The organism is Ramlibacter sp. (genome assembly GCF_036383835.1).
Taxonomy (GTDB): Bacteria; Pseudomonadota; Gammaproteobacteria; order Burkholderiales; family Burkholderiaceae_C; genus Ramlibacter.
The window spans coordinates 18246-41560 of the sequence record NZ_DASVNN010000092.1 but is presented as its reverse complement, the minus strand read 5'-3'; the positions used below and the strand labels follow the sequence as shown (position 1 = coordinate 41560).

At 70.0% G+C, this 23315-nt stretch carries 29 protein-coding genes and 1 pseudogene; 16 read left to right on the top strand and 14 right to left on the bottom strand.

Annotated features, from left to right (window positions below):
• Positions 1 to 560 precede the first annotated feature (560 nt).
• From VF522_RS15245 to VF522_RS24545, 4 genes and pseudogenes are all read left to right on the top strand, one after another.
• Positions 561 to 1259, top strand: a complete 699-nt coding sequence (locus VF522_RS15245; RefSeq protein WP_330909139.1) for a TerC family protein — start codon at positions 561 to 563, stop codon at positions 1257 to 1259.
• 12 nt (positions 1260 to 1271) lie between these two features.
• The gene (locus VF522_RS15240; protein ID WP_330909138.1) at positions 1272 to 1694 is read left to right on the top strand and encodes a universal stress protein; all 423 of its coding nucleotides are present in this window, start codon (positions 1272 to 1274) and stop codon (positions 1692 to 1694) included.
• 187 nt (positions 1695 to 1881) lie between these two features.
• On the top strand, positions 1882 to 3333 hold the full coding sequence (locus VF522_RS15235; RefSeq protein ID WP_330909137.1) for an amidase: 1452 nt from the start codon (positions 1882 to 1884) through the stop codon (positions 3331 to 3333).
• Positions 3333 to 3750 (top strand): annotated as a pseudogene (locus VF522_RS24545) (Mut7-C RNAse domain-containing protein). Before VF522_RS15235 ends, VF522_RS24545 begins: the two are co-directional and overlap by 1 nt.
• A 34-nt stretch (positions 3751 to 3784) precedes the next feature.
• Here VF522_RS24545 and VF522_RS15230 read toward each other — a convergent pair.
• The gene (locus VF522_RS15230; protein ID WP_330909136.1) at positions 3785 to 4183 is read right to left on the bottom strand and encodes a hypothetical protein; all 399 of its coding nucleotides are present in this window, start codon (positions 4181 to 4183) and stop codon (positions 3785 to 3787) included.
• Between the two features lie 109 nt (positions 4184 to 4292).
• On the opposite strand from VF522_RS15230, the gene VF522_RS15225 reads away from it, so the two are divergent.
• Genes VF522_RS15225 through VF522_RS15210 form a run of 4 tightly spaced genes read left to right on the top strand, consistent with a single transcriptional unit; the run spans position 4293 to position 7631 of the window.
• On the top strand, positions 4293 to 5342 hold the full coding sequence (locus VF522_RS15225) for a hypothetical protein (protein WP_330909135.1): 1050 nt from the start codon (positions 4293 to 4295) through the stop codon (positions 5340 to 5342).
• Positions 5343 to 5351: 9 nt separating this feature from the next.
• On the top strand, positions 5352 to 5594 hold the full coding sequence (locus tag VF522_RS15220; RefSeq protein ID WP_330909134.1) for a PepSY domain-containing protein: 243 nt from the start codon (positions 5352 to 5354) through the stop codon (positions 5592 to 5594).
• Between the two features lie 13 nt (positions 5595 to 5607).
• A complete protein-coding gene (locus tag VF522_RS15215) occupies positions 5608 to 6279 on the top strand; it encodes a response regulator transcription factor (protein WP_330909133.1) in 672 nt (223 codons plus the stop codon).
• A complete protein-coding gene (locus tag VF522_RS15210) occupies positions 6276 to 7631 on the top strand; it encodes an ATP-binding protein (RefSeq protein ID WP_330909132.1) in 1356 nt (451 codons plus the stop codon). The genes VF522_RS15215 and VF522_RS15210 overlap by 4 nt, the downstream gene beginning before the upstream one ends.
• On the opposite strand, the gene VF522_RS15205 is transcribed toward VF522_RS15210, so the two are convergent.
• Both VF522_RS15205 and VF522_RS15200 read right to left on the bottom strand, forming a co-directional pair.
• A complete protein-coding gene (locus VF522_RS15205; protein WP_330909131.1) occupies positions 7618 to 8589 on the bottom strand; it encodes a tripartite tricarboxylate transporter substrate binding protein in 972 nt (323 codons plus the stop codon). The genes VF522_RS15210 and VF522_RS15205 overlap by 14 nt on opposite strands.
• A 29-nt stretch (positions 8590 to 8618) precedes the next feature.
• Positions 8619 to 9767 carry a mandelate racemase/muconate lactonizing enzyme family protein gene (locus VF522_RS15200; RefSeq protein WP_330909130.1) on the bottom strand — a complete coding sequence of 383 codons (1149 nt, stop codon included), beginning with the start codon at positions 9765 to 9767 and terminating at the stop codon, positions 8619 to 8621.
• Between the two features lie 112 nt (positions 9768 to 9879).
• On the opposite strand from VF522_RS15200, the gene VF522_RS15195 reads away from it, so the two are divergent.
• The 6 genes from VF522_RS15195 (at position 9880) to VF522_RS15170 (ending at position 14212) form a co-directional block, all read left to right on the top strand.
• Positions 9880 to 10800: a LysR family transcriptional regulator gene (locus tag VF522_RS15195; RefSeq protein ID WP_330909129.1), complete on the top strand. Its 921-nt coding sequence runs from the start codon at positions 9880 to 9882 to the stop codon at positions 10798 to 10800.
• Positions 10801 to 10839: 39 nt separating this feature from the next.
• Positions 10840 to 11673 (top strand): class I SAM-dependent methyltransferase, encoded by an 834-nt coding sequence (locus tag VF522_RS15190; RefSeq protein WP_330909128.1) that lies wholly within the window; start codon positions 10840 to 10842, stop codon positions 11671 to 11673.
• 93 nt (positions 11674 to 11766) lie between these two features.
• Positions 11767 to 12042 (top strand): YkvA family protein, encoded by a 276-nt coding sequence (locus VF522_RS15185; protein WP_330909127.1) that lies wholly within the window; start codon positions 11767 to 11769, stop codon positions 12040 to 12042.
• Positions 12043 to 12133: 91 nt separating this feature from the next.
• Positions 12134 to 12724, top strand: coding sequence for a YceI family protein (locus VF522_RS15180; protein ID WP_330909126.1), 591 nt, complete (start codon positions 12134 to 12136; stop codon positions 12722 to 12724).
• A 5-nt stretch (positions 12725 to 12729) separates the two neighbouring features.
• Entirely contained in the window at positions 12730 to 13581 is an 852-nt protein-coding gene (locus VF522_RS15175) for a hypothetical protein (protein ID WP_330909125.1), read from the top strand.
• 157 nt (positions 13582 to 13738) lie between these two features.
• On the top strand, positions 13739 to 14212 hold the full coding sequence (locus VF522_RS15170) for a hypothetical protein (protein WP_330909124.1): 474 nt from the start codon (positions 13739 to 13741) through the stop codon (positions 14210 to 14212).
• Here VF522_RS15170 and aac(3) read toward each other — a convergent pair.
• From aac(3) to VF522_RS15130, 8 genes are all read right to left on the bottom strand, one after another.
• Positions 14179 to 15054: an aminoglycoside 3-N-acetyltransferase gene (gene aac(3), locus VF522_RS15165; RefSeq protein WP_414709538.1), complete on the bottom strand. Its 876-nt coding sequence runs from the start codon at positions 15052 to 15054 to the stop codon at positions 14179 to 14181. The two genes, VF522_RS15170 and aac(3), sit on opposite strands and share 34 nt — an antisense overlap.
• Positions 15012 to 15986, bottom strand: a complete 975-nt coding sequence (locus tag VF522_RS15160) for a tripartite tricarboxylate transporter substrate binding protein (RefSeq protein ID WP_330909123.1) — start codon at positions 15984 to 15986, stop codon at positions 15012 to 15014. Before VF522_RS15160 ends, aac(3) begins: the two co-directional genes overlap by 43 nt.
• A gap of 130 nt (positions 15987 to 16116) precedes the next feature.
• Positions 16117 to 16656 (bottom strand): glycine zipper 2TM domain-containing protein, encoded by a 540-nt coding sequence (locus VF522_RS15155; RefSeq protein ID WP_330909122.1) that lies wholly within the window; start codon positions 16654 to 16656, stop codon positions 16117 to 16119.
• Between the two features lie 92 nt (positions 16657 to 16748).
• Positions 16749 to 17255 carry a hypothetical protein gene (locus VF522_RS15150; protein WP_330909121.1) on the bottom strand — a complete coding sequence of 169 codons (507 nt, stop codon included), beginning with the start codon at positions 17253 to 17255 and terminating at the stop codon, positions 16749 to 16751.
• 164 nt (positions 17256 to 17419) lie between these two features.
• A complete protein-coding gene (locus VF522_RS15145) occupies positions 17420 to 18313 on the bottom strand; it encodes an MBL fold metallo-hydrolase (RefSeq protein ID WP_330909120.1) in 894 nt (297 codons plus the stop codon).
• Positions 18314 to 18345: 32 nt separating this feature from the next.
• Positions 18346 to 19314, bottom strand: a complete 969-nt coding sequence (locus VF522_RS15140; protein WP_330909119.1) for a tripartite tricarboxylate transporter substrate binding protein — start codon at positions 19312 to 19314, stop codon at positions 18346 to 18348.
• A 4-nt stretch (positions 19315 to 19318) separates the two neighbouring features.
• The gene (locus VF522_RS15135) at positions 19319 to 20233 is read right to left on the bottom strand and encodes an alpha/beta hydrolase (RefSeq protein WP_330909118.1); all 915 of its coding nucleotides are present in this window, start codon (positions 20231 to 20233) and stop codon (positions 19319 to 19321) included.
• 109 nt (positions 20234 to 20342) lie between these two features.
• Positions 20343 to 20543, bottom strand: a complete 201-nt coding sequence (locus tag VF522_RS15130; RefSeq protein WP_330909117.1) for a hypothetical protein — start codon at positions 20541 to 20543, stop codon at positions 20343 to 20345.
• Between the two features lie 129 nt (positions 20544 to 20672).
• Here VF522_RS15130 and VF522_RS15125 point away from each other — a divergent pair, with 129 nt between their 5' ends.
• Entirely contained in the window at positions 20673 to 21029 is a 357-nt protein-coding gene (locus VF522_RS15125) for a winged helix-turn-helix domain-containing protein (protein WP_330909116.1), read from the top strand.
• 93 nt (positions 21030 to 21122) lie between these two features.
• A complete protein-coding gene (locus tag VF522_RS15120) occupies positions 21123 to 22490 on the top strand; it encodes a dicarboxylate/amino acid:cation symporter (protein ID WP_330909115.1) in 1368 nt (455 codons plus the stop codon).
• Between the two features lie 10 nt (positions 22491 to 22500).
• Here the strand turns inward: VF522_RS15120 and VF522_RS15115 are convergent, their stop codons facing one another.
• From VF522_RS15115 to VF522_RS15105, 3 genes are all read right to left on the bottom strand, one after another.
• Positions 22501 to 22692, bottom strand: coding sequence for a hypothetical protein (locus VF522_RS15115; protein ID WP_330909114.1), 192 nt, complete (start codon positions 22690 to 22692; stop codon positions 22501 to 22503).
• A 124-nt stretch (positions 22693 to 22816) separates the two neighbouring features.
• Positions 22817 to 23050, bottom strand: coding sequence for a hypothetical protein (locus tag VF522_RS15110; protein ID WP_330909113.1), 234 nt, complete (start codon positions 23048 to 23050; stop codon positions 22817 to 22819).
• 11 nt (positions 23051 to 23061) lie between these two features.
• Complete coding sequence (locus VF522_RS15105) at positions 23062 to 23295, bottom strand: DUF2630 family protein (RefSeq protein ID WP_330909112.1); 234 nt, start codon at positions 23293 to 23295, stop codon at positions 23062 to 23064.
• Positions 23296 to 23315: the final 20 nt, after the last annotated feature.

Below are 23315 nucleotides of genomic sequence, written 5' to 3'. Positions count from 1 at the left end.
TGTCGCGAGTCAGAAACGTACGCGCGGCTCGATACGCGCTAAAGCGCTCTCGTAGCCGCGCTGGGCCGCCTGCCCGGTCCTCGCAGGCGCCATGCCTTGATGCGCGACCCCGGCCCCGCCCGCACGGGGGCTGGCAGCAGGGCAAGGCGGTGGCGCATCGATCCGTTGCTGCCGTCACCGCCATGGCCATGACCAGGGCCGTAGGGTGGGCAAGCTCGCTTGCCCACCATTCCCCCGTGGGCCGTCACGGTGGGCAAGCGAAGCTTGCCCACCCTCCAGGGGTCTCGAGCCGGCCGATCAAGCAGAGCGCTGACCGTCGCGGCAGGCGGTGCAAGCGGCGCAGCCGCTTCAATACAGGAAGCCCTGGATCCCCGCCTGCGCGGGCACGACGGCGCATGCCAAACGACGCATGCCAACGCCCCGCTGTAAGCGGACTGACAGCTCGGGTTCAACATCCTGACAGCCCACCACTAAGTGCCTGTCAGCGGCGGTCCGTACTCTCCTTCCCGTCGGGACCCGATCGGGTCCCGGGCGCCTTTTCAATTCCATTAGGAGACACCATGGCCTTCCTGTCCAGTCCAGAGTTCTGGATCGCGCTTTCCCAGATCATCCTGATCAACATCGTGCTCTCGGGGGACAACGCGGTGGTGATTGCGCTGGCCTGCCGCTCGCTGCCCCCGCACCAGCAGAAGAAGGCCATCGTCTTCGGTAGCGTCGGCGCGATCGTGCTGCGCGTGATCCTGACGTTCTTCGCGGTCTACCTGCTGAGCCTGCCCTACCTGAAGCTCATCGGCGCCGCGCTGCTGCTGTGGATCGGTGTCGGCCTGCTGAAGGGCGAGGACGGCGAGGAAGAGATGGAAGGCCACTCGAACCTGGCCGCCGCCATCAAGACCATCATCATCGCCGACCTGGTGATGAGCCTGGACAACGTGATCGGCGTCGCCGCCGCCGCCAAGGGCAACGTGCCCCTGCTGGTCTTCGGCCTCGTCATCAGCATCCCGCTGATCATCTTCGGCTCGACCCTGATCCTGAAGCTGATGAACCGCTTCCCGGTCATCATCACGATCGGCGCCGGCCTGCTGGGCTGGGTGGCCGGTGACATGGCCCTGACCGACCCGGCGACCAAGAACTTCGTCGAGGCGCACCACTACCTGCACAACATCCTGCCGGCGCTGGGCGCCGTGCTCGTGGTCGTCGTCGGCAAGTGGCTGGCCTCGCGCGGCGAAGAGCCGGCGACCGCCGACCAGCCGGCGGCCTGAGGAGGACGCTCCATGCGACAAGTGCTCGTTCCCATCGATCCGTCGAACGAGGACCGCACCCGTTCGCAGATCTCCGAGGTGGTGCGGCTGTACCGCCAGGAACCCATGGAGGTCCGGCTGGTGCGCGTGCAGCCCCGCCTGACCTCCCACGTCGCGATGTTCTTCGGTAACCGCGAGCTGCAGCAGCTGCAGCACGAGGCGGGCACCGAGGAACTGCAGTTCGCCGAGACCCTGCTCGCCAACGCGGGCGTGCCCCACACCAGCACCGTGCTGGTGGGGCGCAGCGCCGAGACCATCGCCAAGGCGGCCCGCGACTTCGGTTGCGACCGCATCGTCTTCGGCGAGGAGCGCGGCCTCGCGGGCCGGGTATTCGGCACCCTGGCGCAGCAGGTGCGTCACCTCATGGGCGGCGGCGCGCAGGTGATCGGCTCCTGAGCCGCTTTTCATCGGGACAACTCCGGGGGCCGCGTGCCCCCGTTTTCATTTCCGCTGCGGCACCATAGGCGGCCACCCCGAGGAGATGCCGTGGACTCCGCCATCCGCCGCCAGAACCCGAGCGGCAAGCTGCTCAATCGCGAACTGCGCCAGCGCTTCCAGTCGCAATTCGGCGAGGCCTGAACGCATGGACCATCGTGCCCTGCTGGCCCTCGATGCGACCTCGCTGTCGCGCCGCATCGCCGCGCGCGAGGTCTCCTGCCGCGAGCTGATGCGCGCGAGCCTCGACCGCATCGCCGCGCTCAACCCCACCTGGAACGCGATCGTGTCGCTGCGCGATCCGCGCGAGTTGCTCGCCGAGGCGGATGCCTGCGACGCCACGCTCGCCCGCGGCGAAGCCACCGGCTGGATGCACGGCTTTCCGGTGGCGATCAAGGACCTGAGCGACGCGCAGGGCCTGCCCACCACGTCCGGCTCGCGCACCAGCGGCGGCCGCATCGCAACCGGCGATGCGCTGTTCGTGCACCGCATGAAGGCGGCGGGCGCGATCGTGATCGGCAAGACCAACACGCCGGAGTTCGGCCTGGGCTCGCACACCTACAACGAGGTGTTCGGCATCACGCGCAACGCGTGGGACGCGGGCAGGTCCGCCGGCGGCAGCAGCGGCGGCGCCGCCGTCGCGATCGCGCTGGGCATGGTGCCGCTCGCCGACGGCAGCGACTTCATGGGCTCGCTGCGCAATCCCGCCGCCTGGAACCACGTCGTCGGCTTCCGCCCTTCGCGCGGACGCGTTCCCTCGGTGCCCGCCGAAGACGCCTTCTTCGCGCAGCTGGGGACCGAGGGACCGATGGGGCGCACGGTGGAAGACGTCGCGCGGCTGCTCTGCACCATGGGCGGCTGGGACGAGCGCGCGCCGCTGTCGCTCACCGACCCGCTGCCGGAGGCGACATCGCCGGACCTGCTTGCGATCGAGCCGGGCCGGCGCATCGGCTGGCTGGGCAGCATCTGGCCCGACCTGCCGCTGGAAGCCGGCGTCCGCGAGCTGTGCGAATCGGCGCTCGTCCGATTGCAGCAGCATGGCTTCGACGTGCAGCCCTGCTCGCTGGACGTGCCGCGCGAGGTGAACTGGAGCGCCTGGCTGCGGCTGCGCCAGATGCTCACCGGCGGCAAGCTGCGCGCGGTCTATGCCAGGCCGGAACTGCGCGCGCTGATGAAACCGGAGGCGCTCTGGGAAGTGGAGCAGGGCCTGCAGCTCACGGGCGCGCAGCTGGCCGAGGCCTCGGCGCAGCGCACGCAGGTCTATCACGCGTTCCGGCGGCTGTTCGAACGCTTCGACTACGTCGTGGCACCGAGCGCGCAGGTGTTCCCGTTCCCGGCGGAACAGCACTGGCCGCAAAGCGTGGCCGGTGTCGCGATGGACACCTACCACCGCTGGATGGAGATCGTGTCGCCCTTCACGCTGGCCGGCCTGCCGGTCGCCAGCGTGCCGGTGGGCTTCGGTGCCGGCGGCCTGCCGATGGGACTGCAGCTGGCCGGCCCGCCGCGGGCCGACCTGCCCGTGCTCGCGCTGGCCCAGGCCTGGGAACGCATCTCGCCCTGGGACAAGCAGCGTCCGCCGGCGCTGGCCCGGCTTGCCTGATGCCCGAGCCGCGCTTCGCCGCCGATGCCATGCTCGGGCGGCTGGCGCGCTGGCTGCGCGCGCTGGGCTACGACACGGTACGACAGCGATCCGCTGCGCCAACTGCGCGACGTGGTGCAGGAACTCGCACTCGCGCCGCCGGAGGATCTGTTCACCCGCTGCCTGCTGTGCAACACCCTGCTGGCGGAACCTGCCTTGCCGCTGCTGCCGCCGGATATCGAGGACGTGCCCGAACCCGTGCGACGCTGCCCGTCCTGCGGGCGCCTGTATTGGGAGGGTTCGCACGTGCGGCGGATGCGGCACGCGCTGGAGCGGGTGCTGCCCGGGTGGGGGAGGCTGGGGCCGCGAGGCCGAACGGTGGGCAACGGGCCGTTGCCCACCCTACGCGGAATTCGAGCGCCATGTGGCCCGGCGTAGGGTGGGCAAGCTCGCTTGCCCACCGCCCCTTCATTCAAGCAAACCGCCGGTTCACCACCAGTTCGATCACCACCCCGTCCACCATGTCCTGCAGCAGCCGCGGCTCGCCCGACCGGTGCTCGCATTCGATCACCAGGCGGTGGTCGCCGAACCAGCGCGTCTCCACCGTTTCGCAGTCGCCGGCAAAGACCAGCCGCGGGCGCAGTGCCCGCAGGTAGTCCCAGCGGCCGCGCACGAACACGCCGGTGCCGCGGAGCGCGAGCTCCTGCCCTACCGGCAGGCCACGCACCTCGGCCACCAGCGCGCCGCCGGGAGCGGGCGCCTGGGTCTTGAGCAGGCGGTGGTCCAGCCGCCAGTAGAACTCGTAGCCCAGCAGGACGGCGGCGGCGAGCGCCAGGGCAAGGAGGGCGAGGGCAAACGGGCGCAACTTCATCACGGTTTCCGGCAGAGCCAGCGGATTCTGACGCACGCTCGCGGCATCCGGTTCAGGATGCGTTCATGGGCTTGGCCCTAAAGTCCATCCCACCTGATCTGGAGGTGCCATGACGACCCGATTCCGTACCCACGCCGCTGCTGCCCTGATGCTGCTTCCGCTCGGTCTCGCCATGGTGGCCGAGCCGGCCGCCGCGCAGTACGGGGAGTACCGCGGCCAGGCCGTGGCGCCCGCGTCCCTGATCGAGCGCTTCGTGATGCGTCCCAACGGCCGCCTGCGCGCCGGGGAGGAATTGCGCTTCCGGCTGGATGCGGTGCCCGGCGCCCAGGCCTGGGTGGACGTGCCCGGCGTGATCGGCGGCCTGCCGCTGCGCGAGACGCGCTCCGGCCGCTACGAAGCGGAGTACGTGATCCGCACCCGCGACGACGTCGATGCCTTCGACCGCGCCACCGCTACCGTGCAGTCGGGCTCGGTGCGCCAGAGCGCGCGCCTCGACCGCCGCGGCGAGGACCGCGACGAGCGCCAGGGCCGTGACGAGCGCCGCGACGAACGCCCGCCGCAGATCACCGACGTGACGCCGGCGCAGGGCGGCGTCATGGAGCGGGGCCGCGCCCGCGTGGCCGCCCGCTTCGAGGATGCGGGCCGCGCCGGCGTGGATCCGGCTTCCGTGCTGCTGCGCATCGACGGCATCGACGTGACCTCCCGTGCACGGATCTCGCCCGAAGGCGTGGAGTTCGTGGACGTCTTCGGCCTCGGCCGCCATACGGCCGAACTGTCCGTGCGCGACCGCGCCGGCAACGTGGCGCGCCGCAACTGGAGTTTCGATGTGACGGAAGCGCGCCGCGCGATGCAGCCCACGCTGCAGATCACGAGCCCCACCACCGATGCCGCCTCGGAGCTGCGCTGGCCCTTGACCCTGGAAGGCCGCACGGCTCCGAACGCCCGGGTACGGGTGGAGCTGCGCCCGAACCTGTTCGGACAGGAGTTCCCGTCGGTGGAGCAGGTCACGCGCGCCGATGCCGACGGCAGGTTCAGCGTGCGGTTCCTGCGGTCCCCGATGCAACGGGTGCCGGACTATATCGACGTCGAAGTGGTCGCCGACGTCCCGCACGGCCCCGCGCTGCAGCAGCACCTGCGCCTGCGCACCCGGGTTGAGTAACATCGCCGCATGGCCATGAAGACTCTTGCCAAGCTGCTTTGCGCCCTGTTGCTCGCCGCCGCCCTGCCCGCCTGGGCGGACGTGAGCCGCGACGACGCCGCGGTGATCGCCCAGCGCGCCACCGGCGGCCGGGTGCTGACCGTCGAACGCGCGGATGCGGGCAACCGCCCCGTGTGGCGTGTCAAGGTGGTCACCCAGCGCGGCGACGTGCGCGTCATCCTGGTCGACGTGGCCAGCGGCCGTCCCTTTTGACCGGAGCGTCGCCATGCGCCTGCTGCTGATCGAGGACGACGCCGCGCTGCGCCAGGGCCTGGCGCGCCAGCTCGAGGCCGAGGGCTACCGCGTCGACCAGGCCGCCGACGGCGCCGAGGGCCTCTACTTCGCGCAGGAATACCCGGTGGACCTCGCGATCGTGGACCTGGGCCTGCCCAAGGTGAACGGCCTGACGATCGTCCAGCGCCTGCGCGCCGAGGGCAAGCAGATCCCGCTGCTGATCCTCACCGCGCGCAGCACCTGGCAGGACAAGGTGGCCGGCCTCGAAGCCGGCGCCGACGACTACCTGGTCAAGCCCTTCGACTACCCCGAGCTCGCCGCGCGCGTGAAGGCGCTGCTGCGGCGCTCGCTCAAGGCGGTGTCGGACGTGATCGCCTTCGGGCCGCTGGAGCTCGACTTCCCGGCGCAGACGGTGTGCCTGGACGGCGCGCCGCTGGAGCTGACCGCCTTCGAATACCGCCTGCTCGAATACCTGGTGCGCGAGCGCGCGCGCATCGTCACCAAACAGGAACTCTCGGACTACCTGTACCCGCACGGCGAGGACCGCGACAGCAACGTGCTGGAGGTCCTCATGGGCCGCCTGCGCCGCAAGCTCGACCCGGAAGGCAAGCTGGCGCCGATCGAGACCGTGCGCGGACGGGGTTACCGCTTCACCCTCGGATGAGGGCCGGCTACTCGATCCGCGCCCGCCTCCTGCTCGGTGCCGCGCTGGTGCTGCTGGCCTTCATGGCCGGCGCCGGCTACGCGGTGCAGCGCGCGCACGCCGACAGCGTGCGCGCTTCCTACTTCAGCCGCCTGCAGGGCACCGTGTACCTGCTGCTCGCGGGCGCGGAGCTCGATGCGGCCGGTGCGCTCGTCATGCCGGTCGGCCTGGCCGAACCGCGTCTGTCGCTGCCCGCCTCGGGCCTCTATGCCGCCGTCTACAACATCGGCCGCAACGAGGAGTGGCGCTCCGCGTCCACGCTGGGCGTGAAGGACCCGCCGTTCCGCCGCGAGGTGCCGCAGGGCCAGTGGCGCTACGAGATGCTGGAGACCGACCAGGGCGCCTACCTCGCCGCGAGCTACGCCGTGAACTGGGCGGGCCGCAGCCGCGCGGCGCCGCTGGTGCTGTCGGTGCTGGAGGACAGCAGCACCTTCGACCGCGAGATCGGCATCTTCACCCGCACGCTGTGGCTGTGGCTCGGCGGCGCCGCCGTCCTGCTGCTGCTGGCGCAGCTGCTGCTCCTGCGCTGGGGCCTGGCGCCGCTGCGCAAGGTGACGACCGAGGTCCTTCGCATCGAAAGCGGCGAGCAGGCGGGCATCGAGGGACGCTACCCGGACGAGATCTCCGGCCTCACCGACAACCTCAACACGCTGATCCAGCAGGAGCGCGTGCGCCAGACGCGCTACAAGGAGGCGCTGAGCTTCCTGGCGCACAGCCTCAAGACCCCGCTGGCGGTGCTGCGCAACGCGCTGAACGACCCGCTGCAACTGCCATCGGCGGTGGAACAGCAGGTCGCGCGCATGGACGACATCGTGCAGCACCAGCTCGGTCGCGCGGCCGCCGGCGGCGCGACGCGCTTCGCGGCGCCGCTGCTGGTCGGCCCGATCCTGGAGCGCATCCGCGAGGCGCTGCTCAAGGTCTACGCGGACAAGGGACTGCGCTTCACCGTGGACTGCGCGCCGGAACTCGCCTGGCGCGTCGAGGAGGGCGACCTGTTCGAGATGATGGGCAACGTGATGGACAACGCGGCCAAGTGGGCGAAACAGCAGGTGGCCGTGCGGGCCTGGCGCGAAGCCGGCCGGCTCACGATCCGCGTCGACGACGACGGCGCGGGCTTCAGCGACACGCAGTCGGTGCTGCAGATCCACGTGCGCGGCGACGAGCGCGTGCCGGGTCACGGCGTGGGGCTGGCGGTGGTGAACGACCTCGTCGCCAGCTACCACGGGGAGCTGAAGCTCGGTCGCAGCGAATTCGGGGGCGGGCGGGTCGACATCGACTTGCCGGGCCCCACCTCCACCTTCACTCCGGCTTGATGCCGGCGGCCTTCACGACGTCGCCCCATCGCGCGTACTCCGAATCGATGTAGCGGCGGAAGTCCTCGGCGCTGCCACCCACGGCCTGCAGGCCCAGCTTGGCGAAGGTCTGCTTCACCGACTCCTGCGCCATCGCCTTGCGCACGTCGGCGTTGATGCGGTCGCGCACGGCAGGATTCATGTTCGGCGGGCCGACCAGGCCCATCCAGCCGAGCACGTCGAAACCGGGCAGGCCGCTTTCGGCGAGCGTGGGCGCATCGGGCGCCACCGGGTCGCGCTTGGCGGTGGACACGGCCAGGATCCGCATCTGCTTCGACTGCACGAAGGGCACCGCGCTGGAGATCGAGTCCACCACGAAGTCCACCTGGCCGCCCAGCAGGTCGGTGTACGCCGGCGCGGCGCCGCGATAGGGAACGTGCGTGATGAAGACGTTCGCGCGCTGCTTGAACAGCTCGCCGGTCAGGTGCTGCGTCGAGCCGTTGCCGGCGGAGCCGTAGTTCAGCTTGCCGGGGTTGGCCTTCGCATGCGCGATCAGTTCCTGCACGGTCTTGAACCTCGAATCGGCGCGCACCACGATTGCCTGCGTCACGCCGGCCACCAGCATGATGGGCGTGAAGTCCTTGCGCGGGTCGTAGGTGACGTTCTTGTTCAGGTGCGGCCCGATCGCGATCGGCCCGCTGGAGCCGTGCAGCAGCGTGTAGCCGTCCGCCGGGGCCTTCGTCACCAGCTGCGCCCCGAGCGCCCCGCCGCTGCCCGGCTTGTTGTCGACCACGAGAGGCTTGCCCCACTCCTTGCTGAGCGATTCGCCCAGCGTGCGCCACAGCACGTCGCCGGAATTGCCGGCGGGGAAGGGCACCACCACCGTCACGGCGCGCGCCGGATAGCCGTCGCCCTGGGCGAAGGCGGGGGCGAGGGCGGCCGCCGCGAGGAGCAGCAGCGCAGTGCGTAGGAACTTCATCTCTGTGTCTCCTTTGGAATGGTCTTGCTTCAGCGTACCGTCTGCCAGCAGCTGTCCTCGCCCCGCTGCACGACGCCGTAACGCTTCATCGCCTCGGGCGCGAAGTTGAAGCCCAGGCCCGGCGTCTGCGGCAGCAGCAGCTGGCCGCCTTCGTCGCGGATCTGAACGTCGATCAGGCGGCGGAAGTTGACGATGGTGTCGTCCGGCATGTACTCGGCATAGGTCGCGTTGGGCGCCGAAGCCACGCAGTGCACGTGCACGTCGTGCCAGGCGTGCGGCGCGACGGAAACTCCGTAGCTCGCGGCCGTCGCGGCGATGCGGCGCCACTCCGTGATGCCGCCGCACACCGTGGCATCGGCCTGCACCAGCGTGGTCGCCCCGCGCTCCAGCAGGTCCTTGAAGCGCCAGCGCCCGGCCTCGATCTCGCCGGTGGCGACGGTGACGCTCGTGGCCTGCGCCAGCCGCGCGTGGTTGTCGATGTCGTCCGGCGAGAACGGTTCCTCGATCCAGTACGGGTCGTAGCGCTCGAAGCGGCGCATATACGACAGGGCCGTGGGCAGATCCTTCCACGCGTTGTTGGCATCCAGCATGACGACCACGTCCGGCCCGACGGCCTCGCGCACGGCGGCCAAGCGCTTCTCCTCCTCGCCGGGCGAGAGCCGGCCGGTCTTCATCTTCACGGCCTGGAAGCCCTTGCGCACGTGGCCGGCCATTTCCTCGGCGAGGTGCGCGTTGGTCTTGCCCGGCTGGTAGTAGCCGCCGCTGGCATAGGCCGGCACGCGGTCCTCGGCCCAGCAGCCCATGTAGCGGTACAGCGGCAGTCCCGCGGCGCGTGCGTTCAGGTCCCACAGCGCGGTGTCGAGCGCGGAGATCGCGCGCATGACGGCGCCCGCGCGTCCCTGCAGCAGGGCCTCCTGGTACATCGCCTGCCACAGGCCTTCCACGCGCAGCGACTCCTGGCCCACCAGCAGGGGACCGAGCAGGTCGGTGACGGCCACCGCCAGCAGGCGGCCGGAGGTGTTGACGGCGTAGCAGTAGCCGATGCCCTCGACGCCGTCGACCGAGCGCACGCGCACGAGGCAGTACTCGCGCGCGCGCACGGTGCGCGTGGAGAAGGTCACGGGGTGGTCCAGCGGGACGCTGGCGATGCAGACGGAGACGGATTCGATGCGGGCCACGGAAGTCCTGGGTTTGGGGATGCCGGGCCAGTCTAGGAAGCGGGGCGACGCCTGTGAAATTGATATATTGGATGAATTCATCCAGGACTCGAATGAGTCGCCGCGGCTGTCCATGAACCTCTCGATCAAGCACCTGCGCGCCTTCGTGGCGCTGGCGCAGGAGCGCAACTTCACGCGCGCCGCCGAGCGCTGCAACCTGTCGCAGCCGGCGTTCAGCACCCTGATGCGCAACCTGGAGGAGCAGGCGGGGGCGCGCCTGTTCCATCGCAGCACGCGGATGGTGGAGCTGACCGCCGAAGGCCGCATCTTCGAGACCACCGCCGCGCGCCTGCTGCAGGATTTCGACCATGCCTTCGGGGAGCTGCGCGACCACGTGAAGCTGCGCAAGGGCCGCGTCACCATCGCCGCGCTGCCCTCGCTGGCCGGCGGCGCGCTGCCGCCGGTGATCGCGCGCTTCCTCGACGAGCACGCGGGCATCGAGGTCGTGCTGCAGGACGTCACGTCCGACGATTGCCTCGAGGCCGTGCGCGCGCGCCAGGTCGACTTCGCGCTGACCGCGGCGATCGCGCCCGGCGCGGACCTCGCCTCGGAGCCGCTGCTGGCCGACAGCTTCCACCTCGTGTGCCGCGACGACCACCCGCTGGCCGCGCGCCGGCAGCTCGCGCTGCGCGACGTGGCGGACCTGCCGCAGATATCCTTCCACCGCGAGAGCAGCATCCGGCAGCACATCGACGCCGCCTTCTACCCGGCGCAGCCGCTGACGCGCATGGAGGTGACGCACCCGGTGACGGCAGCGGGCCTGGCTGCCAGCGGCGTCGGCGTGGTGCTGGTGCCCACGCTGGCGCTGTTCCAGTTCCGCCTGCCCGGGCTGGCGGCGATCCCCGTGAAGCTGCCGATCGCCGACCGCGAAATCTGCGTGGTGCGCCGCCGCCCAGGCAGCGATTCCGCGGCCGCGGCCGCCTTCATCGCGCTGCTGAAGTCCATGTGGCGCGATGAAGTCCGCAAGCCGCGCGCCCGCCGCCCGGCCGGGTAGCCGCCGGCGGCGCCGCGGCCGCGTGGTATGTTGCCCGCCATGACGTCCCGCACCTCGTCCTTCGCCGCGCTCGCCGCATTCGTCCTGGCGCCCTTCGCCGCACTGGCGCAGACGGGCGACGAGGTGCCCTTCATCACCTCGCCCGACAACGTCACGCTGGAGATGCTGCGCATTTCCGGCGTGGGCGCGCAGGACCACCTGATCGACCTCGGCTCCGGCGACGGCCGCATCGTGATCACGGCCGCCAAGCGCTTCGGCGCCAGCGGCCTGGGCGTGGAGATCGTGCCGGACCTCGTGCGGCAGAGCCAGCGCCATGCGCGCGACGCCGGCGTCGCCGACCGCGTGGAATTCCGCGAGCAGGACCTGTTCCAGACCGACCTCGCGCGCGCGACGGTCGTCACCATGTACCTGCTGCCGGACGTGAACCTGCAGCTGCGCCCGCGCCTGCTGGCCCTGCAGCCTGGCACGCGCATCGTCTCGCACGACTGGGACCTGGGCGACTGGAAGCCGGACCGGACCACCCTGGTGCCGGTGCCGGACAAGCAGGTGGGCCTGGAGAAGTCCAGCCAGATCCATTTCTGGGTGGTGCCCGCGAAGGTGGAAGGCCTCTGGTGCCCGCATCCCCTGATGGGGCCCGGCGCGCTGGAACTCACGCAGAAGTTCCAGGAGGTCGAAGGCAAGCTCACGCGCCGCGGCCGCACGCGCGAGGGCGCGGGGCGCCTCGCCGGCCGCATCCTGCACCTCGAGACGAAGGGCGACCGTCGCATGGAGCTGGAGGTCGCGGGCGATGCCCTGCGCGCCATCGGCCGCACGGACTACCCGATGCTCAATGGCCAGGCGCTGTTCACCCGGGCCCGCGGCGGCCGCTGCTGATTTGTAAAAGTCGGCCGGCGAGGTCTTGCAGGGCGGGCCGCGGGCGTCAAATAGGGACCGCACGGCCGCCCCGGCCGTGAGGAGTACCCCGCCATGTTCAAGCGCCTGACCCTGCTGTGGACCGTGCTGCGCGGCGACGCGCGCCAGCTCTGGTTCGCCCTGCGCCACCCGGCCGCGCCCGGCTGGCTGAAGCTCGGGGCCGCGCTGATCGTGCTGTACGTCTTTTCGCCGATCGACTTCATCCCCGACGTGATCCCCTTCTTCGGCGCGATGGACGACATCGTGCTGGTGCCGCTGGCGATCCGCTGGCTCCTGAAGCGCCTGCCGCCGGAGATCGCGGCCGCGGCCGCCGCCCGCCGGGGCGCCTGACCCGGCTTGCGCGGCGATGTGCGTAAACGCACATCGGCCTTCCACTCGCGTTCCTAAAGTGAGGGTTGACCCAACCCTCACTGGAACCCGCATGACCTCCATCGCCCGCAGCCTCGCGCTGGCCTTCGCCGCCGCGACCCTTGCCGTCTCCGCCCTCGCCGCCACGCCCGCGCCGGCCGGCAACTACAAGATCGACACCGCCCATTCCGGCGCCTTCTTCGAAGTCGGCCACATGGGTGGCGTGAGCCGTTTCATGGGCCGCTTCAACGACATCTCCGGCGACCTGGTGGTGGACACCCCCGAGAAGACCCGCATCAAGGTGGACGTGAAGACCGACAGCGTCGACAGCAACCACGAAGGCCTCGACAAGCACCTGAAGAGCCCGGACTTCTTCGCCGCGGTGCAGTTCCCCGTCCTGAACTTCACTTCCACTGCCGTCACGCTGAACCCGGCGGGCGAAGGCACCGTCGCCGGCAACCTGACGCTGCGCGGCGTGACCAAGCCGGTCACCTTCAAGCTCAAGCAGATCGGCAGCGGCAAGGGCATGAAGGGCGAGCAGCGCGTGGGCTACGTGGCCACGGGCACCATCAAGCGCAGCGAGTTCGGCATCAGCTTCGGCGTGCCGGGCGCCGCCACCGACGAAGTGGACCTGCGCATCAACATCGAAGCCGTCAAGCAGTAATCGGCATGCCCGGGTCTTCCATCGTGCTGCCCATGCTGTGGCAGAGCGCGCTGCTGCCCTTCGCGGTGGCGCTGGCCGTGCTGTTCGCCGGTCGCGCGTTGCGCCTGCAGGCGGCCGCCTCCGTGCTGGCCGTCGCCGCCGGCTTCCTCGCTTCGTATTTCGCCGCGCTGCACGCGCAATGGTCGCCGGTGCCGAAGGTGGCGCTGGACTGGCTGCCGTGGACCGTCGTCGTCGCCGCGGCGGCGGCGCTGCCGATCGAGACCCGCGACGGCTTCGCGCGCATCCTGGCGCGCGGCGTCGTGGCCCTCATCGCCGCGGCGCTGGTCGTGTGGCCGGCCCTCGCGAGCTTCGGCGCCGCGAAAGCCGCGATCGCGATCGTCGTCACCGCGGCGCTGGTCACGCTGGTGTGGAGCCTGCTGGCCGCGTCGAACCGCGGCAAGGCCGTGCAACCCTTCCTGCTGGCGGTGGTGGCCGGCGGCGCCGGCCTGGCGCTGATGCTCGACTCGTCGCAATCGGCGGGCCGGCTCAGCGGCGCGCTGGCGATGACGCTCGCCGCCTGCCTGCTGTTCGCCTGGCCGCGCCTGCGCGTGGCGTTCGCTCCCGCGGCCACCGGCGTGGTCGTCGTGCTGCTGGGCGCGCTGCTCGCCAACGCGCATCTTTACGCGGGATTTCCGCCGTCCTACCTGGCGCTGCTGGTCGGTGCGCTGCTCGCGCAGCCCGTGCTGGACGCGCTGCTGCATCGCGCCCGCGCGCCGGTCGGTTGGGCGTGGCTGCCTTCGGCCGTGCTGACCGTGGTGCCGGTGCTGGTGACGGTGGCGCTGGCCGTGAAGGCCGCGAGCGACTCCGGCGGCTATTAGGTAGGGTGGGCAAGCTTCGCTTGCCCACCATCCATGCACGGGCACGGTGGGCAAGCGGAGCTTGCCCACCCTACGGCCTGAACAGGAATGGCCGAACGCCCGCGCAGGGCGTATAAGCTCTCCTCGCAGGGCCGCTCGCCGGCCGGGGAGAACGCCGATGTCCCGCCTCCATGGCCCGCTGACCTGGGGGCTCGCCGCGCTGGCGCTCGGCGGGCTGTTCGCGATCCAGGACGGCACCCGGCCCGGCGCCGGGCCGGGCATCCTCGCGCGCAGCGCGCACGACATCCAGGACATGCTGCCGGGCGCCTGGCTGCGCGAGTACAGCGCGGACGGCGTGCAGGTGCGGCGCGTCCTCACACTGGACGCGGGCGGCACCTTCCAGGAAAGCGTGCGCACGGTCGACGCGCAGGGCGCGGAGACGCGCTTCGAGCACCGGGGCACCTGGCTCTACGACGGCACCAACCTCAAGCGCAAGTACACGCTCATGAACGGCAAGCCGCCGTCACGCCTGAACGTGCCGTTCGCGACCTTCGAGATCAAGTTCGAGACCCGCAACGAATTCCGCGGGGTCGACCACGTGCATCGCAACAAGGTGCTCTACCGCCGCGTGGGATTCGACGAGAGGCCCTGAGCCTGCAGCCAGCGCACCCCGTACGCCACGATGGGGTCCGCCTCGAACAGGTGGCACGGCGCGTTGCCGACCCGGCCGCGGCGGCCGTGTCCTTGCGCGACGTAGTCCCGCGCGATCCGCTCCACCGCATCCGGTTCGCCTTCGTGGGCGAACACGTCGAGGATGCCGTTGGTGTCGAAGTTCTCCGCGCGCAACCAAACCTTGCGGCCGTCCTGCAGCACCGGAACCTCGTAGCGCACGCGCCGCTTGCCGGGGATGTCCGCGATCGCCTCTGCGTAGTGCAGCACCGTCACGGCATCGAGCGGCGCACCGAGCAGCAGCACGCGGCCGCCGTGCGCCACGAAGCGCTCCAGCGGCGAGCCGCGGCCGTAGCCCTCGTGCAGCGAGTGGTCGCGGGTGAGTTCGTCTGCGAGCCGTCCGATCGCGGCCATGCTGGCATCGGGATGCGCGCTGCGCCGCACCTGCGGGTGCGCGCAGACGAAGCGGTTGAAGGCGCCGAACTCGCGATAGGGCGGCGCGCTTGCCGCATCGAACGCCGGCCAGTTCGCGCGCGCCTCGGCCGGCAGCGACCGGCCGTCCAGCGTTTCCAGGTAGGGAGACTGGTCCCAGGACACGAAGGCGAACAGCGTGCCTTCGGGGCCCACGGTGTCCAGCAATGCAGCGAGCACTTCCGCCGGCCCGCCTTCGACCGGCCCCAGCGCACGCAGCGAGGCGTGCACCATCGCCAGGTCGCCGGGCCGCAGCCCGAGCGCCCGGAGGTCGCGCACCAGCCGGGAGCGATCGGCCGGTGCGGCGGCGTTCACTCCACCTTGATGTTGCCGGCCTTGATCACCTTGGCCCACTTGTCGATTTCCGATTTCTGGAAGGCGGCGAGTTCGGCGGGCGTCATGCCGCCGGGATCGATGCCCTGCGCCACGAGCTTCGCGCTGATCTCGGGATCCTTCACGGCCTTGATCATTTCGGCCGCGAGCCGGTCGACCACCGGCTTGGGCACGCCGGCGGGCGCGAAGATCGCCTGCCACGAGGAGATGTCGAAGCCGGGCAGCACTTCGCCGATGGCCGGCACTTCGGGCACCGCCGCGGAGCGCTTGGCGGAGGTCACGCCCAGCGCGCGGATCTTGCCGGCCTTGATGTGCGACATGGCGGGTGCGAGGTTCTCGAAGATGACGTCGGCGCCCTGGCCCGCGAGCAGCGCGTTGAGCGACTCGGCGCTGCTCTTGTAAGGCACATGCACCATCTTGCCGCCCGTGAGCTGCTCGAAGAACACGCCGGACAGGTGCTGCGAGGTGCCGTTGCCCGACGACGCGTAGTTGATCGTGCCCGGCCTGGCCTTGGCCGCCGCGATCACGTCCTGCACCGTCTTGTAGGGGCTGTCCGCGCGCACGACCAGCACGTTGGGCATGGAGCCGATCATGGTGATCGGCTGGAAGTTCTTGATCGGGTCGTACGGCAGCTTCGAATAGAGGCTCACGTTGATGGCGTGCGAGCTGATCGTGCCGCCCTGGATCGTGTAGCCGTCCGGCGCCGACTTGGCCGTGAAGTCCGAGCCCATGCTGCCGCCGGCGCCGGCCTTGTTCTCGATCACGAACGACGTGCCGAGCGCGAGGCCGGCCTTCTGCGTGAGGAGACGCGCGAGCACGTCGGTGGTCCCGCCGGCGCCGAAAGGCACGATGTACGTGATCGGCTTGGTCGGCCACTTGTCCTGCGCGTGGACGGCCGTGAAGGTGGCGCCCAGCGCGGCGACGGCCGCGATGACGATGCTGCGACGATGCATGGAGGTCTCCTGCCTTTGTTGGTTGGACGCCCGACTTCTGGGCGCCGACCATGCTAGCGCGGGAAACGCGGCTCCCCCGCGAGGTGCGGATGAGGGTTTGCACCGAGAGGTGCAACGGAAGCGGTACGGCTTAGCGGCGGAACTCGCGCTCGTCCACCGGCGTCACCGACACGCGCACGGGCACGGTGTTGCCCGGCTGCTCGCGCATCACGGTGCTGTACTGGTGGCCGCGGTATTCGTAGGTCACCAGGTAGCCGGTGAGCTGCTGCTGCGCGTCGTACACCGTGCGGCAGCTGCGCACCTCGCGCTGCACCGGCTGCGCGTACTGCGGCTGGCCGTTGGAGATGCGGTCGCCGGTGATCGCGCCGATCACCGCGCCGGCCGCCGTGGCCGCTTCGCGGCCATGGCCCTTGCCGACCTGGTTGCCCAGGAGGCCGCCGGCCACGCCGCCGATGATCGCGCCGCCGTAGCCGCCGCCACCGCCCGCCACGGGCTGGTTCTCGGTGACCCACTGGCTGCTGCACTCGTTGCGCGGCGTCTGCACCGTCTGGTATTGCGGCTGCACGTCCTGCACGCGGGCGCGGTCGAAGAAGCCGGGAGCCTGCTGCGCGAAGGCGGCGACGGCGCCGGTGGCGAGCAGGGGGAGGAGGGCGAGGCGATTGAGTTTCATTGCGGGGGCTCCGTGGGTTCGTTGTGCTGAGAGCGTAGGCTCGTCCGTATGAACGCAAGATGAACGGGTGGCAAGCACCCGTTCATGGCGTGTTACCAGCGGTAAGGCTGGGGCTGCGGCTGGCCGTAGTAGCCGTAGCGGCCCTCGTAGCCGCGGTCGTGGCGGTCGCGGTCCACGACCACGAAGCTCCAGGCGCGGCGGTTCACGTTGCCGGCGCGGTCGCGCACGATCACTTCGGCGACGTGGCGGCCGGGCGCCAGGTCGTCGCGGTAGCGGATCTGTTCGCCGTCGAAGCGCGACCAGCCGGTGACGTCGCGGCCGTCGACGCGCAGCCAGGCGGCCTGCACGCCGGTTCCCTGGTCCTCGAAGCGCGCGGAGATGCGCGTGCGGCGGCGGTCGTCGACGCGATCGCCCTGGTCGGGCGTGACATCGACGATCTGCGGCGCGGCCTGGTCGCGGTAGAAGCGCTGCTGGCCCCAGCGATCGGACTGCTCGTCGTTGTCGCGATGGTCCGCCAGGGCCGGCGTGGACGCCAGCAGGGCGACGGCAGGCACGGCGGCCAGGGCCGCGGCGGAGAGGAGGGAACGAAGCGATTTCATGGAGTCACCTCACGTGGTGGGTTGGATGTGGAGGTGAGTTTGCGACTGGGCCCATGAACGTCGCGTGAACGCTCTTTTTTTCTGTCATCCCCGCGCAGGCGGGGATCCAGGGCATCAGGGAGCGGAAGCTCTGGATTCCCGCCTGCGCGGGAATGACGGAGGGATCAGGCCAGCAGGTAAAGACCTGCGTCACGCGCGACGCGTCCCTGGCCCATCAGCTCCTCCAGGTGCATCGCGATCGTGCGGCACTCCACGCCGTGCACGAACGGAGCGTCGTAGGTCGGCGGATACAGTACGCGGCGGCGCGCGAGTTGCTCGATGGATTGCGGGCCGTCGCGCAAATACCCCAGCAGCCGCTCGCTGCGTTCGTCCACCTTGGCGGCGAAGCGTGCGAGGTCGCGCTCGAACACTGCGCGTTCGGTGACCACGGCGCGGTGATGCGAGGTGACCCAGATGCGCGCATCGAGCTGCGCCACTTCCTTCAGGCTGCGGCGCAGTTGCGCGAGATCGGAGGTCGCATCGCCGTAGTAAGGGCCGAAGCCGGTGAGGTCGAGGTCGCCGATGAAGGCAAGGCCTTCGCTTTCGACGACGAGCGCGCAGTGGCCGGAGGTGTGGCCCGGCAGGTGATGCGCCCGGATGCGCACGCCGCCGCCGACGTCCCACTGCGCGCCGTGCGCATAGGGCTGCGCATCGGGCCGCGGCTGCCAGTGGAAGTCGCGCTCCATCACCTGCCGGTAGTCGGCGAGCACGTCGTCCGGGTAGCCGTAATGCGCCTTCATGCCTTCCCAGGACCGCGCGGCGGCGAGATCGGCCTCGTGCACCTCCACGCGCGCATGCGGCACGCGGTGCAGGCCGGCCATGTGGTCTTCGTGCACGTGGCCGAGGATCACCAGGTCGACGTCGTCGAAGTCGGCGCCGATGGTGTTCGCCACGATCGGCGTGTCGAAGGCGACGCGCGTGTCCGCGCCCTGCACGAGGATCTGATTGCCGTCCGGATACTTGCCCGAGCGGTGGCCCAGATGCACGGAGACGGCGCCGAAGCGCAGCGGGGATTCCATGCACGGAGCTTAACGCCCGCGCCTGGACCCGCTCACTCCAGCTTGATGCCGGCGTCCTTCACCACCTTGCCCCAGCGCGTGAGCTCCTGGGTCATGTACGTGGTCATCTCTTCCGGGCTCGAGGGCGAGGGCTCGACGCCGGCGTCGAACAGCGCCTTCTTCGTGTCGGGCGCGTTCATCAGCTTGGCGATTTCCGTGTTGAGCTTCGCCACGATCTCCGGCGGCGTCCCCGCGGGAGCCAGCAGGGCGAGCCACACCGAGGCGTCGTAGCCGGCCACGCCGGCTTCCTGCAGCGTCGGCACGTCCGGCAGCTGCGGCGCGCGCTTGCCGGTGGTGACGGCGAGCGCCTTCAGCCGGCCCTGCGGCACCTGCGCGAGCGCATTGGGCACGCCCGCGAAGCTGCTCTCCACCACGCCGGCGACGAGGTCCGTCGCGGCGCCCGAGCTGCCCTTGTAAGGCACGTGCTTCAGCGGCGCACCCGTCATCGCCACGAACATGCCGCCCATGAGGTGCTGCGCGCTGCCGTTGCCCGACGACGCGTAGTGGATCTCCTCGGGCCTGGACTTGGCCAGCGCGATGAATTCCTGCACGTTCTTCGCCGGCACCTTGGGGTGCACCAGCAGCACGTAGGGCGAGTCCACCAGCTTGCCGACGACCGTGAAGCTCTTGATCGGGTCGTAGGGCAGGCTCTTGTAGATCCAGGGGCTGATCACGTGCGTGCTGGACACCATCAGCAGCGTGTAGCCGTCCGGCGGTGCCTTGGCCACGAGGTCGCTGCCGATGGTGGAGCCGGCGCCGGCCTTGTTCTCCACCACGAACTGCTGCCCCAGCGACTGCGACATCTTCTGCCCCAGGATGCGCGCGACGACGTCGGTGAAGCCGCCGGGGGCGAACGGGACGATCAGGCGCACGGGCCGGTTGGGATATCCCTGCGCCTGCACGGAAGCGGCGGCCAGCGCGAGCACCGCGCCCGCCGCCCAGACCTGGATCCTGGACTTCATGGCGTCACCCCTTGTAGACGGGAGCCTGCTGCGTGAAGAACGCGTGCAGGATCTGGTAGACCATCATGTAGTTCTTCTGCTGGAAGCTCGCGTGCGAGATGCCTTCCATGAAGACGAACTGCTTGCTCATGTTCGGCAGCTTCTGGAAGAAGGCCAGCAGGTCCTGCTCGCTGGCGATGCCGTCGTATTCGCCGCGCATGACCAGCGTCGGGTTGCGGATCTGCTGCGGGTCCACCAGCGGCAGCTTCGAGCACATGTCGACGTAGGTGCCGGTGGGCATCGACGAATCGAGCGTGAGGATCGCGTCGGCGAAGGCCTCGATCGTCGCTTCGTCCGCGGCGCCGGAATGGTCGCGGTTGAAGATGCTGTGCACGAAGGCGCGGTCGATGTCGCGGCGGTTCTTCGCCTGGAACTCCGCCAGCTTCTTCTTGCGCTGCTCCAGCGTGGGGCTGCCTTCGCCGGTCCACACGAAGGCGTCGAGCGCCAGCTTGGCCACGCGCCCGGGGTGCCGCTGCGCGAACAGGGCCGCCTTCAGCGCGCCCGAGGAGATCCCGTACATCAGCAGGTTCTTCGCGCCGGTCTTCGCCAGGATGTACTCGCTGCCGGCCGCCAGGTCATCGGCGCCGTTGGAGATGTTCGCGTTGATCGGCCGGTGCTTGTCCGAGCGGCCGTAGCCCTCGTTGTCCATCGTCCAGGTGTCGAAGCCGCGCTCGGCGAACCAGTCCATCGCCGACGAGTACGGCCGCCCGGGCACGTGCAGGTCGAACGTGGGCTGCGAGGCCATCGAGGAACCGTGCACGAAGAAGATCGTGCCCTGGTGCGGCACCCCCGCCTTCGCCTTCTTGTTCCACAGGAAGAGCCTGATGTCGCCCTTGCGCGCCCAGTGCTCCTCGCCGCCCGTCCACTTCACTTCCTTCATCGCGTCGCATCTCCTTGCTGATCGTCTGCTCAATAGGGAGCGTCGATTCTGCAAGTCGGATGGCGCGGAGCGCAAGCGGGTTCCCCCGGGTGAACCGGGGACAGGCGCCTCAGAAGTAAAGCAGCCAGGCCCCGGCGGCGCCCACCATGAGGGCCGCGAGCAGCACCGCGAGGCCGCCGCGTTCGGCGATGGTGCGGCCGCCCGGCGCGGGCTCCATCTCGTACACGGTGTCCGGCAGGTCCGGGACGGTGCCGTACCGCCGCACCGGGATGCCGGGGGGCGAAGGGAGGAGGGTGGGGACCGTCTTCATCGTGTCGGATTTCGGAACGGTCCGCAGGTTAGCCGCGCCGCCCGGAGCCGGTCCATCCCCCATTCGGAGGTTCCGGATGGAGCTTGGGGTTTTCCATCACAATGAGTTCATCCGCCGGAGTGCACTGCATTGAAGAAAGGCAAGACCGCCGCAGACATCTACGTGCGCTTCCTTCAGCTGTCGGAAGCGATCCGCGGGCTGCACTCGCTGCCGCCGCTCGATCCGCTGGAGGAGCGCATGCTGGCCTGGGTCGCGCGCGCGGGCAGCGCCGGCGAGCGCCTCTCGGTGCGCGACATGATGGGGCGCGACGAGTTCGGCGCGCCCGCCACCATCCACGCGCGGCTGAAGTCCATGCGCGTGAAGGGCTGGATCGTGCTGGCCGACACCGAGGACGCGCGCCGCAAGCAGCTCGCCCTCACGGACGCCGCGCTGCAGCACTACGCGCAGCTGTCGCAGGCCCTCGTCAAGGCGGCCAAGGGCGCCTGAGCCGCTCGTCCTGAAGTGCGTCTTTCTGGCCACGGGCGCCCGGAAGTTGCACAATCTAGGGTTTTCCCCTAGGTCCTTCCGGCCCGTCCCAGCATGACTCCCCCCGCCGCCGAAGCCGCGCCCGTGCGTGCGCGCAAGCCTTTCTACCGCTCCCTCTACCTGCAGGTGATCGCCGCGGTGATCGCCGGCGTGCTCCTGGGGCACTTCCATCCGCAACTGGGCGAGCAGATGAAGCCGCTCGGCGACGGCTTCATCAAGCTGATCAAGATGCTGATCGCGCCCATCATCTTCTGCACGGTGGTGGTGGGCATCGCCGGCATGGAGGACATGAAGAAGGTCGGCAAGACCGGCGGTCTGGCGCTCCTCTACTTCGAGGTCGTCAGCACCATCGCGCTGGTCATCGGCCTCATCGTGGTGAACGTGCTGCAGCCGGGCGCGGGCATGAACGTGGACCCGAACACGCTGGACACCAAGGCCATCGCGCAGTACACGGGGCCCGGCAAGATGGCCGGCACCACCGAGTTCCTGCTGAACATCATCCCCACCACCTTCGTGGACGCCTTCGCCAAGGGCGAGATCCTGCAGGTGCTGCTGATCGCGGTGATGTTCGGCTTCGCGCTGCATCGCTTCGGCGGCCGCGGCACGCTGGTGTTCGACTTCATCGAGAAGGGCTCGCACGTGCTCTTCACGATGGTGGGCTTCGTGATGAAGCTGGCGCCGATCGGCGCCTTCGGCGCGATGGCGTTCACCATCGGCAAGTACGGCCTCGGTTCGCTGTTCTCGCTGGGCAAGCTGATGGGCGCGTTCTACCTCACCTGCCTGCTGTTCATCTTCGGGGTGCTGGGGACGATCGCGCGCCTGCACGGCTTCTCGGTCTGGAAGCTGATCAAGTACATCAAGGAGGAACTGCTGATCGTGCTGGGCACGTCGTCCTCCGAGTCGGTGCTGCCGCGGATCATGGAGAAGATGGAGAACCTCGGCGCGCGCAAGAGCACCGTGGGCCTGGTGATCCCCACCGGCTACTCCTTCAACCTCGACGGCACGTCGATCTACCTGACCATGGCCGCGGTGTTCATCGCGCAGGCGACCAACACCCCGATGACGCTCACGCAGGAGCTCACGCTGCTGGCGGTGCTGCTGCTGACCTCCAAGGGCGCGGCGGGCATCACCGGCAGCGGCTTCATCGTGCTGGCGGCCACGCTGTCCGCGGTGGGCAACGTGCCGGTGGCGGGACTCGCGCTCATCCTGGGCATCGACCGTTTCATGTCGGAGGCGCGCGCGCTGACCAACCTGGTGGGCAACGCGGTGGCCACGCTGGTGGTGGCGCGCTGGACGAAGGACCTCGACCTGGACCAGCTGCGCACGCGCCTGGCCAACCCGAGCGAGGCGGAGGCGGACGAACCGGAAGCGGTGCTGGACGCGAAGACGGAACACATGGCGCCGGAGGCGGCGCAGCGCTGACCCGTCAGCGTCAGAAGCGGTACTGGGGCTGGTCCGCGCTGCGAGGGAAGTCGCCGTAGGCTTCCTTGGCGCGGCGGATCCTTTCGAGGTCCTGCAGCAGGGTTTCCAGCGCGGACTTCGAGCCATGGCCGCTGCGCCCGCGCGGGACGCGGTACTCGGGCGGTTTCACCTCGGGGTCGAGATAGACGATGCGGTCTGGCATGGCGTGCACTCAGCGGCCGGATGGTAGCCACATGCGCACCGCTTTGTCCATCCGCGTCAGCGACGACCAAGACAGGCGGAGACATCCCTGAAAAATCACCTATGGCGATTCCTCGGAGTTATCGCTAGTGCTGCTCCGACCAGCTGCCGCCGGGCCGCCGGACGTAGACGTGCCGGCCGGGATGGTCCGGCGTGGGCACGCTCAGCACCTGCGCATGGGCGTCGTCGCAGACGATCTGCGGCAACGCGCCGCGCATCATCGGGTTGGCGTAGCGCTGCAGCACCTTGGCGCGCTGGGCGGCATCGTCGCTCTTGAGCGCGGCCCAGAGGGCGTCGAGCTGGTCCTCCGAGTGGTGCATGGAGCGCTGCCTCAGCCTTCGTAGCGCTCCACCGTGCCGATGTCGCGCGGCTGGGCCGCTTCGGGATCCTGGCCGAACTCGCGCTTGGCGCGGCGCTGGCGCAGCAGGTCCCAGCACTGGTCCAGCTGCTCCTCGAGCTCCTTCAGGCGCGGCGCGCTGGATCCCGGCGCGCTCGGGTGGTCGCGGATCTTGTGTTCTTCCTCGATGAGGGAAGAGATGCGGGCGAGGATGGACTGGTCGCTCATGGCGGCACTCCTGTGGCGGA

Coding starts and splice junctions, on each gene's coding strand:
- VF522_RS15155 (WP_330909122.1), bottom strand. CDS start 16,656: ATGAAACTCAATCGCCTCGCCCTCCTCCCCCTGCTCGCCACCGGCGCC.
- VF522_RS15145 (WP_330909120.1), bottom strand. CDS start 18,313: ATGGAATCCCCGCTGCGCTTCGGCGCCGTCTCCGTGCATCTGGGCCAC.
- VF522_RS15150 (WP_330909121.1), bottom strand. CDS start 17,255: ATGAAATCGCTTCGTTCCCTCCTCTCCGCCGCGGCCCTGGCCGCCGTG.
- VF522_RS15105 (WP_330909112.1), bottom strand. CDS start 23,295: ATGAGCGACCAGTCCATCCTCGCCCGCATCTCTTCCCTCATCGAGGAA.
- VF522_RS15110 (WP_330909113.1), bottom strand. CDS start 23,050: ATGCACCACTCGGAGGACCAGCTCGACGCCCTCTGGGCCGCGCTCAAG.
- VF522_RS15135 (WP_330909118.1), bottom strand. CDS start 20,233: ATGAAGGAAGTGAAGTGGACGGGCGGCGAGGAGCACTGGGCGCGCAAG.
- VF522_RS15215 (WP_330909133.1), top strand. CDS start 5,608: ATGCGCCTGCTGCTGATCGAGGACGACGCCGCGCTGCGCCAGGGCCTG.
- VF522_RS15240 (WP_330909138.1), top strand. CDS start 1,272: ATGCGACAAGTGCTCGTTCCCATCGATCCGTCGAACGAGGACCGCACC.
- VF522_RS15115 (WP_330909114.1), bottom strand. CDS start 22,692: ATGCCAGACCGCATCGTCTATCTCGACCCCGAGGTGAAACCGCCCGAG.
- VF522_RS15185 (WP_330909127.1), top strand. CDS start 11,767: ATGTTCAAGCGCCTGACCCTGCTGTGGACCGTGCTGCGCGGCGACGCG.
- VF522_RS15210 (WP_330909132.1), top strand. CDS start 6,276: ATGAGGGCCGGCTACTCGATCCGCGCCCGCCTCCTGCTCGGTGCCGCG.
- VF522_RS15175 (WP_330909125.1), top strand. CDS start 12,730: ATGCCCGGGTCTTCCATCGTGCTGCCCATGCTGTGGCAGAGCGCGCTG.
- VF522_RS15120 (WP_330909115.1), top strand. CDS start 21,123: ATGACTCCCCCCGCCGCCGAAGCCGCGCCCGTGCGTGCGCGCAAGCCT.
- VF522_RS15230 (WP_330909136.1), bottom strand. CDS start 4,183: ATGAAGTTGCGCCCGTTTGCCCTCGCCCTCCTTGCCCTGGCGCTCGCC.
- VF522_RS15180 (WP_330909126.1), top strand. CDS start 12,134: ATGACCTCCATCGCCCGCAGCCTCGCGCTGGCCTTCGCCGCCGCGACC.
- VF522_RS15190 (WP_330909128.1), top strand. CDS start 10,840: ATGACGTCCCGCACCTCGTCCTTCGCCGCGCTCGCCGCATTCGTCCTG.
- VF522_RS15130 (WP_330909117.1), bottom strand. CDS start 20,543: ATGAAGACGGTCCCCACCCTCCTCCCTTCGCCCCCCGGCATCCCGGTG.
- VF522_RS15160 (WP_330909123.1), bottom strand. CDS start 15,986: ATGCATCGTCGCAGCATCGTCATCGCGGCCGTCGCCGCGCTGGGCGCC.
- VF522_RS15245 (WP_330909139.1), top strand. CDS start 561: ATGGCCTTCCTGTCCAGTCCAGAGTTCTGGATCGCGCTTTCCCAGATC.
- VF522_RS15205 (WP_330909131.1), bottom strand. CDS start 8,589: ATGAAGTTCCTACGCACTGCGCTGCTGCTCCTCGCGGCGGCCGCCCTC.
- VF522_RS15220 (WP_330909134.1), top strand. CDS start 5,352: ATGGCCATGAAGACTCTTGCCAAGCTGCTTTGCGCCCTGTTGCTCGCC.
- VF522_RS15140 (WP_330909119.1), bottom strand. CDS start 19,314: ATGAAGTCCAGGATCCAGGTCTGGGCGGCGGGCGCGGTGCTCGCGCTG.
- VF522_RS15225 (WP_330909135.1), top strand. CDS start 4,293: ATGACGACCCGATTCCGTACCCACGCCGCTGCTGCCCTGATGCTGCTT.
- VF522_RS15235 (WP_330909137.1), top strand. CDS start 1,882: ATGGACCATCGTGCCCTGCTGGCCCTCGATGCGACCTCGCTGTCGCGC.
- VF522_RS15170 (WP_330909124.1), top strand. CDS start 13,739: ATGTCCCGCCTCCATGGCCCGCTGACCTGGGGGCTCGCCGCGCTGGCG.
- VF522_RS15195 (WP_330909129.1), top strand. CDS start 9,880: ATGAACCTCTCGATCAAGCACCTGCGCGCCTTCGTGGCGCTGGCGCAG.